The 10594-nt window shown below is 63.1% G+C and carries 11 protein-coding genes; 2 read left to right on the top strand and 9 right to left on the bottom strand.

Annotated features, from left to right (window positions below):
• Positions 1 to 28 precede the first annotated feature (28 nt).
• On the bottom strand, positions 29 to 1270 hold the full coding sequence (locus AC0L2P_RS16505; RefSeq protein ID WP_473502379.1) for a class I SAM-dependent RNA methyltransferase: 1242 nt from the start codon (positions 1268 to 1270) through the stop codon (positions 29 to 31).
• The gene (locus AC0L2P_RS16510; RefSeq protein ID WP_473502380.1) at positions 1267 to 2046 is read right to left on the bottom strand and encodes a TlyA family RNA methyltransferase; all 780 of its coding nucleotides are present in this window, start codon (positions 2044 to 2046) and stop codon (positions 1267 to 1269) included. The genes AC0L2P_RS16505 and AC0L2P_RS16510 overlap by 4 nt, the downstream gene beginning before the upstream one ends.
• 175 nt (positions 2047 to 2221) lie before the next feature.
• On the opposite strand from AC0L2P_RS16510, the gene AC0L2P_RS16515 reads away from it, so the two are divergent.
• Positions 2222 to 2623 carry a GFA family protein gene (locus tag AC0L2P_RS16515; RefSeq protein WP_473502381.1) on the top strand — a complete coding sequence of 134 codons (402 nt, stop codon included), beginning with the start codon at positions 2222 to 2224 and terminating at the stop codon, positions 2621 to 2623.
• Positions 2624 to 2885: 262 nt separating this feature from the next.
• On the opposite strand, the gene dxs is transcribed toward AC0L2P_RS16515, so the two are convergent.
• The 7 genes from dxs to AC0L2P_RS16550 form a co-directional block, all read right to left on the bottom strand.
• Positions 2886 to 4799 carry a 1-deoxy-D-xylulose-5-phosphate synthase gene (dxs, locus tag AC0L2P_RS16520; protein WP_473502382.1) on the bottom strand — a complete coding sequence of 638 codons (1914 nt, stop codon included), beginning with the start codon at positions 4797 to 4799 and terminating at the stop codon, positions 2886 to 2888.
• A gap of 81 nt (positions 4800 to 4880) precedes the next feature.
• Complete coding sequence (locus AC0L2P_RS16525) at positions 4881 to 5801, bottom strand: pirin family protein (RefSeq protein ID WP_473502383.1); 921 nt, start codon at positions 5799 to 5801, stop codon at positions 4881 to 4883.
• Positions 5802 to 5810: 9 nt separating this feature from the next.
• A complete protein-coding gene (locus tag AC0L2P_RS16530; protein ID WP_023716908.1) occupies positions 5811 to 6077 on the bottom strand; it encodes a DUF2277 domain-containing protein in 267 nt (88 codons plus the stop codon).
• A 106-nt stretch (positions 6078 to 6183) separates the two neighbouring features.
• Positions 6184 to 6435 carry an exodeoxyribonuclease VII small subunit gene (locus AC0L2P_RS16535; RefSeq protein ID WP_031211056.1) on the bottom strand — a complete coding sequence of 84 codons (252 nt, stop codon included), beginning with the start codon at positions 6433 to 6435 and terminating at the stop codon, positions 6184 to 6186.
• 3 nt (positions 6436 to 6438) lie between these two features.
• On the bottom strand, positions 6439 to 7365 hold the full coding sequence (locus AC0L2P_RS16540) for a histone deacetylase family protein (RefSeq protein WP_473502384.1): 927 nt from the start codon (positions 7363 to 7365) through the stop codon (positions 6439 to 6441).
• A 328-nt stretch (positions 7366 to 7693) separates the two neighbouring features.
• The gene (locus AC0L2P_RS16545; RefSeq protein ID WP_473502398.1) at positions 7694 to 8341 is read right to left on the bottom strand and encodes a glutathione S-transferase family protein; all 648 of its coding nucleotides are present in this window, start codon (positions 8339 to 8341) and stop codon (positions 7694 to 7696) included.
• Between the two features lie 179 nt (positions 8342 to 8520).
• Entirely contained in the window at positions 8521 to 9156 is a 636-nt protein-coding gene (locus AC0L2P_RS16550) for a TetR/AcrR family transcriptional regulator (protein WP_473502385.1), read from the bottom strand.
• A 118-nt stretch (positions 9157 to 9274) separates the two neighbouring features.
• Here AC0L2P_RS16550 and AC0L2P_RS16555 point away from each other — a divergent pair, with 118 nt between their 5' ends.
• Complete coding sequence (locus tag AC0L2P_RS16555; RefSeq protein WP_473502386.1) at positions 9275 to 10498, top strand: MFS transporter; 1224 nt, start codon at positions 9275 to 9277, stop codon at positions 10496 to 10498.
• Positions 10499 to 10594 lie beyond the last annotated feature (96 nt).

Raw genomic sequence — 10594 nt, forward strand, 5'->3', positions numbered from 1 at the left:
GTGCGCATTTGACGCCCCATAAATGCTGCTAGCGCCTTCGCCTCGGCTTCTCCAACAGCGCCACGGCCTCGACATGCGGCGACCACAGAAACTGGTCGATCGGCGTCACGCGCTTCAGGGCGTAGCCGCCGTCGAGGAGGATGCGAAGATCCCGCGCCAGCGTTACCGGATTGCAGGACACCGCGGCGACGAGCGGCACGTCGGAGCGCGCGATCTGCTTCGACAGGTCCTCGGCGCCGGCGCGAGGCGGGTCGAAGACTAGGCCGTCAAAGGCATTCAACTCCTTGAATGTGAGCGGCCTCCGGAACAGGTCGCGACGTTCGCCGGTCACCCGCTTCAGGCCGCTGGCGAAACGAAAGGCGCGGTCGAGCGCAGCAAGGGCCGGTGCATCGCCTTCCACCGCATGAACCTCCGACCTTGCGGCCAGGCGCAGCGCGAAGCTGCCGCAGCCGGCGAAGAGATCGGCGACCTTTTTGGCGCGCGATAAATGCTGGCCGACAATGTTGGCCATCGCTTGTTCGGCAGCCTCGGTCGCCTGCAGGAAGGCGCCCGGGGGCACTGCAACGGCGACGCCACCAAACAGGACGACCGGTTTCTTTGGTTCGATAATGATCTCGCCGTCGATCGACAGCCTGGCCAGCCCCTCGGCGATGACGAAGTTGGAGGCGACGCGGCGCTGGTTCTCGCCGAGCTTGCCGGATTCGTGAACCGCGACATCGAGGCCGGAACCGGTCACCGTCACCGCCATGTGGAACGATTTGGTCGTGGTGCAGATCAGCCCAGCAAGGGCTTTCAAGCGATCGAGCGCGGCGACGATCTGCGGCAGCGAGATCGGGCATTCCTCGATGGAGATGATTTCGGACGACAGCGCGCGAACGAACCCAAACTGCATTCCCGCCTCGCTGCGCCGGGCAGTGAAGACGACGCGGCGGCGCGTGTGCGGTGCGCACGGCACCAGCGCGCCGACTTCGCAAGCGATGCCCTTGCTCTTCAGCGCATGCACGACCTTTTCGCGCTTCCATTGCTGATAGGCTTCAGCCTCGAGATGCTGGACGGCGCAGCCGCCGCACGCGCCGAAATGGCGGCAGGGCGGATCGACCCGCAGCGGCGAAGCCTCAAGCACCGAAATGAAGGTAGCGCGATCTTTCTCCCGCGCGGCGGTGACGACCTCTCCCGGCAGCGCGAACGGAATGAAAATCTCGCCGATTTCGCTCTCGGCGATGCCGTCGCCCTGCGAGCCCAATCTTGCGATCGTGAAACGGGTGCTCATCGCCTCTGGGTCTCGACCTTCTTGATGCCGCCGAGCAGGAACTCGCGGTTGCCGTCGCTGCCCTCTATTGGTGACAGATGCAGCCCCAGCGAGCGCCAGCCGGGGATGGCATCGAGCCAGTCCTGCATCAGGCCGGCAATGCGCGCCGCATCATAGGGGTCCTTCAGCAGGCCGCCCTTGCCGATCGCCTCGCGGCCGGCCTCGAATTGCGGCTTGACCAGAAACACGGCTTTTGCGCCGTAACTGGCCAAGGCAAGTGCCGGCGGCAGCGCCAGTTTCAGCGAGATGAAGCTGACATCCGAGACGATGAAATCCGGCACACGGCCGCCGAGATCGGCGGCCGACAGTTCGCGCGCATTCAGGCCTTCAATTACCGTCACGCGCGGATCGCCGGCAATATCGGAGTGCATCTGGCCGTGCCCGACATCGATCGCCGTGACATGCGCCGCGCCGCGTTCGAGCAGCACCTGCGTAAAGCCGCCGGTCGAGGCGCCGACGTCGAGCGCTTCGCTACCGGTAGGGTCGAGGCCGAAATGGTCGAGACCAGCCTTCAGCTTCAGTGCGGCGCGCGACACGTAACCTTGCGCCGGATCGTCAACGACGATGTTGCACTCAGGCAGAACGGCCTGGCCCGGCTTGTGGGCGACGATGCCATCGACCGTCACGGTGCCGCGCTCGACCGCGTCGCGGGCACGCGAGCGGCTGGCAAACAGGCCGCGCTGGACGAGCAACTCGTCGAGCCGCTGGCGTATGCTGGCTGGCGGAAGGGAAGTCATCGGCCTTCATGGCGAATGCCAACGATGATGGCAAGGATATTGGCTATGAGACAAGGCATAGTTGGAAAGCGGGTGAACTCATCAGCCGCTGCGCTGTTTGTCGAAGCTCGCACGAGACCCGACGCAATGCTAAGAAGGAGATGCCGTTTTAGCCGTCGAAACGTGGAGGAGGAACATGCTGACGGGGACCTGCCACTGCGGCGTAGCGCACTGGACCCTGGAGGGCGATCCCGGTTCGATCACTGCCTGCAATTGTACGCTTTGCCGTCGCTACGGCACACTCTGGGCGTATGACTATGTCGATGAACGCATCCGCCTTGCGGGGCCTGTAAGCGCCTATACGCGCGTTGGAAAGGCTCATCCTTCGCTTGAAATCCTCTTCTGCCCAACCTGCGCCTGCGTCCTGGCCTGGCGCGGATTGCATGCCGATGCCGCCGGTCGCTACCGCATCGCCGTCAATGTGAGGCTTGCGCCGCCCGAAGCCGTCGCCGATCTCCCGATCGACCATTTCGATGGTCTCGACACATTCGAGGATTTGCCGAGAGATGGCCGCTGTGTGCGGGATATGTGGTTCTAGTTTCTAGAGCTTTAGCGAGATCATGCTTAGAAGATGGTCCGCGAGACCCGCCGTATGACGGCCGGGGTTAGACCGTCGCTGCTGTCGTCGGACACCTGCGCGTGCGCCAAAGGACACGGTAAGCAAATCGCCAAAACGGCAACGTAAGCAGCATCTTACGGCAGTTCACCGGCAATTTGATTCAAGCAGTTGAGGTTTTGATTCAGACTAGCATCTTGCAGCCAAGTTGAATCGCTTTGGCGTCGGGGAATGCGTCTAAAAACTAGGCGCGTTGGGCCTGCGCGGCATGCCCCAGCGCCACGAACACGGTGCGCACGATGCCGGCGCTGTCCAGCCCGGCATCGGCATACATCTTTTCCGGCTTGGCATGGTCGACGAAAGCGTCGGGGAGCACGAGTGGGCGCACCTTCAAGCCGCTCTCCAGCAGCCCCTCATGGGCCAAGAACTGCAGCACATGGCTGGCGAAGCCGCCGACGGCGCCCTCTTCCACCGTCACCAGCACCTCGTGCGAACGGGCCAGCCGCCGGATCAGGTCCTCGTCGAGCGGCTTGGCAAACCGGGCATCGGCCACCGTGGTCGAAAGCCCGGCCGCGCCGAGTTCCTCGGCCGCGGCTAGGCAATCCTGCAGCCTGGTGCCGAAGGAAAGCAGCGCAACCTTGGTGCCTTCCCTGACGATCCGGCCCTTGCCGATCTCCAATACCGAGCCGCGTTGCGGCATCTCGACACCAACGCCGTTGCCGCGCGGATAGCGGAAGGCGATCGGGCCGTCATCGTAGCTTACAGCGGTGCGGACCATGTGGCGCAGTTCGGCCTCATCGGCCGCGGCCATGACGACGAAACCGGGCAGTGTCGCCAGGAAGGTCGTATCGAAAGCGCCGCAATGGGTGGCGCCATCGGCGCCGACGAAGCCGGCGCGATCGATCGGAAAGCGCACCGGCAATTTCTGGATCGCGACGTCGTGAACGACCTGGTCGTAGGCGCGCTGGAGGAAGGTAGAGTAGATCGCCGCGAAAGGCTTGAAGCCTTCCGTGGCCAGGCCGGCGGCGAAGGTCACCGCATGCTGCTCGGCGATGCCGACGTCGAAGGTCCTCGCCGGAAACGCTTCGCCGAAGAGGTCAAGCCCGGTGCCGGTCGGCATGGCGGCGGTGATGGCGACGATGCGGTCGTCCTCTCGGGCCTCCTGGATCAGGCTTTCGGCAAACACCTTGGTATAGCTCGGCGCATTGGCGGGCGCCTTGGCCTGGGCGCCGGTAATGACATCGAATTTGTTGACGCCGTGATATTTGTCGGCGGCCGCCTCGGCCGGGGCATAGCCCTTGCCCTTCTGGGTCACGACATGGATCAGCACCGGGCCGTCGGCATTGTCGCGCACGTTCTTCAGCACCGGAATCAGGTGCTCGAGGTTGTGACCGTCGATCGGGCCGATGTGGTAGAAACCCATCTCCTCGAACAGCGTGCCGCCGGTGACGTAGCCGCGCGCGTGCTCGACCGCCCGCTTGATGGCGCGATCGGCGCGCTCGCCGAGATAGGACGTCAGCTTCTTGCCGAAATCGCGCAAGCCCAGATAGGTCTTGCCCGACGCCAGACGGGCCAGATAGGCGCTCATCGCGCCGGTCGGCGGAGCGATCGACATGTCGTTGTCGTTCAAGATGACGATCAGCCGGGCATCGAGCGCGCCTGCATTGTTCATCGCCTCATAGGCCATGCCTGCCGACATGGCGCCATCGCCGATGACGGCAATGACATTGTTGCGGCCATCGGACAGATCGCGCGCCATCGCCATGCCGAGGCCGGCTGAAATCGAGGTCGACGAGTGGGCTGCGCCGAACGGATCGTATTCGCTCTCGACGCGACGCGTGAAGCCGGACAGGCCGCCCTCCTGCCGCAGCGTGCGGATGCGGTCGCGGCGGCCGGTCAGGATCTTGTGCGGATAGGCCTGGTGGCCGACGTCCCAGATCAGCCGGTCGTCCGGCGTGTTGAAGACGTAGTGCAGCGCGACGGTCAGTTCGACGACGCCAAGGCCGGCGCCGAGATGGCCGCCGGTGTGGGAAACGACGTCGATCAGTTCGGCGCGAAGCTCTGACGCCAGCTGCGGCAGGTCGCCTTCGGCAAGCGTGCGCAAATCAGCGGGGACGCGGACCTTGTCGAGAAGCGGCGTATCGGGCTTTGCGTTCACTGTTTGCGAGCCTGGTCAGATTTTCTGTTCATCGTGAAATATGCCGCTGGCCGGCGAATGTAAATGTGGCGGTAACGCGCATCAGCTTTCGGGCAGCGGGATGAACTCTTGCTCGTCTCCAGGAACGATATCGAAGCGGCCTGTCTTCCATTCTTCTTTCGCCTGTTCGATGCGTTCCTTTGAGGACGATACGAAATTCCACCAGATATAACGTTTCGAACCGAGCGAAGCGCCGCCAAGCAGCATGAAATGGGCGCCGCCCTCCGATGAAACAACGATTTCGTCGCCGGGCCGGAAGACCAGCAGCCGCTCGGCCGGGAAGCGGTCCCCGGATATCGAAACCTCGCCTTCCAGCGTATAGATGGCGCGCTCCTCGGCATCGGCCGGCATTTTCACGCTGGCACCCGGCGCCAGCCTGAGATCGGCATATAGCGTGTCCGAAGCGGTGGCGACCGGGGAGCGCAGTCCGGAAAACGCACCGATGACGATACGGCCGCTGACCCCCTCGGCATCGATTTCGGGCAGGCGCAGGGCCGCCGTGTTTTCGAACACCGGCGCGACTTCTTCCTTGCCGTCCGGCAGCGCCAGCCATGTCTGCAGGCCGGAAACCGACATCGGCGCGCCGCGCAGTTCTTCCGGCGTGCGCTCCGAATGGACGATGCCGCGGCCGGCGGTCATCAAGTTCACGTCGCCGGGCTGGATCACCATCTCAGTGCCGAGCGAATCGCGGTGCCTGATCTTGCCGTCGAACAGGTAGGTCACCGTCGACAGGCCGATATGCGGATGCGGGCGCACGTCGAGCGCCTGGCCGGCCCGAAGAACGGCCGGACCCATGCGGTCAAAGAAGATGAAGGGTCCGACCAGCCGGCGCCTGGCCGTCGGCAAGGCGCGGCGAACCTGAAATCCGCCAATATCCTTGGCGTTCGGAATGACCATCAGCTCGAGCTGATCGCTGGCGAAGGCATCGCCCATCTGCGGATCGTTTCCGGGAAAGAAGCTCACGCCGTCCCCTCAGGCGAAGCGAAGTGCGGATTTGGCCTTCGCCTTGGCCGCCACCTCTTCGCGATTGCGCGGATGCTGCGTCGTCTCGAGACTATCGAGCAATTCGCGCGCCGAGGCGGCAATGGCCTCGACGGCATGGTCGAACGCATGCTGGTTCTGTTTCGACGGCCGCGTCGTTCCGCTCAACTTGCGGACAAACTGAAGCGCGGCATCGCGGACCTCGTCATTGGTTGCCGGCGGATCGAAATTGAACAGGGTTTTGATGTTTCTGCACATCGTTCGCAATCTCCTCTCGTCCTGGAGCCGTTTCAAACGGGATGGGTTTTATCCTCAATCGTGATGGTGTCCAAAACCGGTAAGCACAATCGTTCGAGGCCGCGCCTCAATCCGCGTCCAGCGGCTCTGTCCCCACCGGCTTGCCGTCACGCGACAGCCTGATTTTCTCGACCTTGTCCTCGGCCGCCTTCAGCAACCGGTCGCAATGCGCCTTCAGCGCCTCGCCGCGCTCGTAAATGCGGATCGACTGATCGAGCGGCACATCTCCGCGCTCCAGATCGTCGACGATCCTCTCCAGCGCCTCAAGCGCCTGCTCGAAGCTCATCGCCTTGACGTCCTCGTTGGTCTCACCAGCCATCATCTATCCCTTCATCAGCCGCCCGACATGGGCGGCGACCGAAAATGCCAATCCCTGCAGATCGTAGCCGCCCTCGAGCAGGCTGACGAGCCGGTTGCTGCAACAGTGCCCGGCGCGTTCGAGCAACTGGCCGGTCGCCCAGTCGAAATCATCCTCGGTCAGGTTAATCTCGGCCAGCGGATCGCGGTGGTGGGCGTCGAAACCGGCGGAGATGATGATGAGGTCGGGCGCAAAATTGTCGAGCGCCGGCAGGATGCGCGACAGAAAGGCGTCGCGGAAAACATCGCTGCCGCTCTGCGGCGTCAGTGGCGCATTGACGATGTTGCCGACGCCGGTTTCGCTTACGGCCCCAGTTCCGGGGTAAAGCGGCATCTGGTGTGTCGAGCAATAGAGCACCGACGGATCGTCCCAGAAAATGTCCTGCGTGCCGTTGCCGTGATGCACATCCCAGTCGACGACGGCGACGCGGTCGGCGCCATGTGTCTTCTGCGCGTAGCGTGCGGCGATCGCCGCGGTGTTGAACAGGCAAAAACCCATGGAGGTGGTCTTTTCGGCATGATGGCCAGGCGGCCGCGCGGCGACGAAGACGTTGTCTGTCCGGCCGGTGAAGACGTCGTCGACAGCGGCGTTGGCTGCGCCGATTGCGGTCACGGCGGCCTGCCAGCTCTTCGGGCTGGCGGTGGTATCGGCGTCGATACGGGCGATGCCGGTGTCCGGTATTGCTGCGCGGACGCGCTCGACGAATTCAGGCGGATGTGCGTAGAGGATGGTGGCCTCGTCGCCTTCCGGCGCCTGAATGCGGTCGAGCGCCGCGAAGGCCTCGTCGTCAAGCACACGCTCTATGGCGCGCAAACGATCCGGCCGCTCCGGATGACCGGGCGGGGTTATGTGCTCCAGGAAAATCGGGTGGGTGTAAAGTCTCGTAGCCATGCCCCGATATAGGCGCGCCTGGCCGCTTTGGCCATGTTTTCGCGCCTTCGTGGCACGATGTTCAACAGGAAGGATGCCGGTGATTGTCACTTTTGGACTGCATCGACGACTGTTGACCAGGTCGTAGACGCATAAGCGCGCAGCCATTCATGTCGAGCCTGGATCAGAATTCGACACATGAAAGCCGCCGGTCGGTAATCGACCCAATCGCGGCCATTTGATTGCGCCGAGTTGACGCCAAAATCCGTCAAGCCGGAAGCGCCGAACATTGGTCAAACGCTCGGCGGGCTTCAACCCTGCTGTCGCTTCAGCTTTATGGGCCAATATTTCAGCCGGTCGATGGGGCGTTGATCGCAAATTGCGCGGCGAAAGCCCGGATATAAGCCGGCCGAGCTTCCCCGCGGGCTACATAGGCAGCCAGGTTTTCATATTCGTCCAGAATGCCTGACATTCTTAGCCGCAGCAGCACTGAGACCATCAGTAAATCGCCCGCGCTGAACGCATCGTCGAGCCAGTCGGCGACGCCTAAATGAGCCGAGAGTTTGTCCAGCCGAGCGCGAACACGGTCCTTTACCAACGGCAAGCGCTCCTCGCTCCAAGGCTTGTCACGTTCGAATATTCTTGCCGTCGTCAGTTCGAGGATCGGCGGCTCGACGGTGTTGAGTGCGGCAAACATCCACGTGATCGCGCGAGCGCGGGCATTGCGGTCCGTCGGCAGCAGGCCCGTATGCTGCTCAGCGAGATGAAAGACGATCGAGCCGGTCTCGAACAGCGAGAGCGAACCTTCCTCGTAGGTGGGGATCTGGCCGAAGGGATGGATGGCCAGATGGTCAGGCGCCTTCAACTCTGCGAAGGAAACAAGACGAACTTCATAAGGCTGCCCCACTTCTTCTAGCGCCCAGCGAACGCGCGTATCGCGCGCCAGTCCCTTGCCGCCATCGGGCGATCGTTCAAGTGCCGTGATAGTGATTGTCATCGCATCCGTTTCCTTGCCTGGGCGAATTTCTTCGGCTCCTGTCGTGATGACGAATGAGCCTCCCGGAAGTCGACAGCGGTCTAGAACGATTTTCATCAAGGCCGCGTAGGGGCTGCCTTGTTCCATTGTCCGCTTTTGCTTGCGCCCAGAAGCAGACCGAGGCCTTCCACCAGTTTCGGTCAATCCTGATTCATGGGTTCGCGTCCTGGTCCAGGTGCGGCCTGCCGGCCCCGGTTGAGCAATCCGTCCAGAAGAACCTTGAACGCCTTGACCGCCTTCTTCGACGTCGCCCCGGGATCTTGCGAATTTGCGATCCACTGCGCCGCATGCAGCGAGGCGCCGCTGACCAGCCTTGCCGCGGCCTCGGGATCGACGGCAACAATGGTTTCCTCGTCGCTCAGCCTTTGCAGGCTCTCCGTCATCGAACGGATGCATGTGCTCTGGCTTGGCCATTGCGATGGATCGCCGAGCACCGCCGGTCCGTCGCGAAGCACGATACGCTGGATCTCCGGCTCCAGCGCCATTTCGATATAGGCGGTGCATTCGTCGACAAACCCCTGCCAGAGATTGTCCGGCTTGGCCGAAACGACCTTCAGCCGGGCCGACATTTCGGCGTCGATCTCGGCGATGACCGCCTGGAGAAGGCCCTTCTTGTCGCCGAAGTGATGATAGAGCGCACCGCGCGTCAGCCCGGCCGATGCGGTGAAATCGTCCATCGAGGCCTCAGCATAACCGAGCGTGCCGAACGCCTGGCGCGCCGCCCCGATCAGCTTGGCGCGCGTCTCGGCAATCATTTCCTTGCGCGGTTTGTACATGCTCTGGACCTATTAACATACGCCTCGTATGCCAATTGACATACGCGGCGTATGATCTATTTGAAACTCATACGTTGCGTATGTAATCGCCGAATTGTCCGATGTCGAGGAGCCAAACATGCAAAACCCATACTCAGAAATCTTTCGCGTGCCTGGCGCCAAGGGCTTCGCCGCCGCGGGCTTCGTTGCCCGGCTGCCGATTGCCATGGCTCCGATCGGGATCGTCGCCATGCTGTCGCAGACCGATGGCGAATACTGGCTGGCCGGTGCGGTCTCCGCGACATATGCGCTGGCCAACGCTTTCGTCGCCCCGCAGGTATCGCGGCTGGTGGACCGCCTCGGTCAGACGCGCATCGTGGTGCCGACCACCGTGATTGCCACGCTCGCTTTCGCGATCCTGATTGCTGCGGCCAATCAGCATTGGCCGATATGGACGCTGTTCGTCTCGGCGCTGTTCGCTGCCGTAATGCCCAGCATCCCGGCGATGGTGCGCGCACGCTGGACCGAGATTTTCCGCAACCGGCCCGAGCTGAACACGGCGTTCGCCTTCGAATCGGCGGCGGACGAACTGGTCTATATCGCCGGAGCATCGCTGTCGGTCGGCCTGAGCGTCGCGCTTTTCCCAGAGGCGGGAGTGCTCGCGAGCACCTTGTTTCTCGCCTTCGGCTCGACCGCCTTTATCCTGCAGCGCTCGACCGAACCGCGAGCCCGACCGGTGGAACATGGTTCGGGCGGCTCTGCAATCCGCCTGCGGCCCGTCCAGATCATCACCTTGGCCCTGATCTTCATCGGCGCGACCTTTGCAACCACGGAGGTGAGCACGGTGGCGATCACCAAGGAGCTCGGGCAACCGGGCGCCGCCAGCTTCGTAATCGGCGTCTACGCGCTCGGATCGTTCGTCGTCGGCATCATCATCGGCGCCCTGAACCTGAAAGTGCCGCTGCAAATTCAGCTTGCCGTCGCAATCGCCATCATCGCGCTTACCACGCTACCGCTGCTCGTCGCCGACACCGTGCCGCTGCTGGCACTGGCCGTCTTCGTCAGCGGCGTCGCGATCTCGCCGACCTTCATCACGGCATTCGGCCTGATCGAACGGCGCGTGCCCGAGGCGGTGCTGACCGAGGGCGTGACCTGGGTGATGACCGGCATCGGCATCGGCATGGCGCTCGGCTCGTTCGCCGCCGGCTGGGCGGTGGACGCTTTCGGCGCGCAGAACGGGTTCTGGGTATCGGTGGCCTCGGGCACAATCGCATTGGTCATCGTGCTCGCCGGCCAGCGCAGCCTTGCCGCGCCAAACTGCGACATGGCTGCATGCGATGCAGCCGCGGTCGCTGCGGAATAGTTTGCGGTGCTTCCGGTCCCTAGATGTTTGATCCCAGGCTTTGATGGGGCATCCTTGTCCTCCGAATCAAGGGATGCGCTATGGGCCAGGTTCTTC

Source organism: Mesorhizobium sp. WSM4836 (assembly GCF_055811815.1).

What these genes read in the sequence shown, in the direction of transcription:
- AC0L2P_RS16530 (WP_023716908.1), bottom strand. Translation starts at nt 6,077, where the DNA reads ATGTGCAGAAACATCAAAACCCTGTTCAATTTCGATCCGCCGGCAACC.
- AC0L2P_RS16540 (WP_473502384.1), bottom strand. Translation starts at nt 7,365, where the DNA reads ATGGCTACGAGACTTTACACCCACCCGATTTTCCTGGAGCACATAACC.
- AC0L2P_RS16505 (WP_473502379.1), bottom strand. Translation starts at nt 1,270, where the DNA reads ATGAGCACCCGTTTCACGATCGCAAGATTGGGCTCGCAGGGCGACGGC.
- AC0L2P_RS16510 (WP_473502380.1), bottom strand. Translation starts at nt 2,046, where the DNA reads ATGACTTCCCTTCCGCCAGCCAGCATACGCCAGCGGCTCGACGAGTTG.
- AC0L2P_RS16545 (WP_473502398.1), bottom strand. Translation starts at nt 8,341, where the DNA reads ATGACAATCACTATCACGGCACTTGAACGATCGCCCGATGGCGGCAAG.
- AC0L2P_RS16535 (WP_031211056.1), bottom strand. Translation starts at nt 6,435, where the DNA reads ATGGCTGGTGAGACCAACGAGGACGTCAAGGCGATGAGCTTCGAGCAG.
- AC0L2P_RS16550 (WP_473502385.1), bottom strand. Translation starts at nt 9,156, where the DNA reads ATGTACAAACCGCGCAAGGAAATGATTGCCGAGACGCGCGCCAAGCTG.
- AC0L2P_RS16555 (WP_473502386.1), top strand. Translation starts at nt 9,275, where the DNA reads ATGCAAAACCCATACTCAGAAATCTTTCGCGTGCCTGGCGCCAAGGGC.
- AC0L2P_RS16515 (WP_473502381.1), top strand. Translation starts at nt 2,222, where the DNA reads ATGCTGACGGGGACCTGCCACTGCGGCGTAGCGCACTGGACCCTGGAG.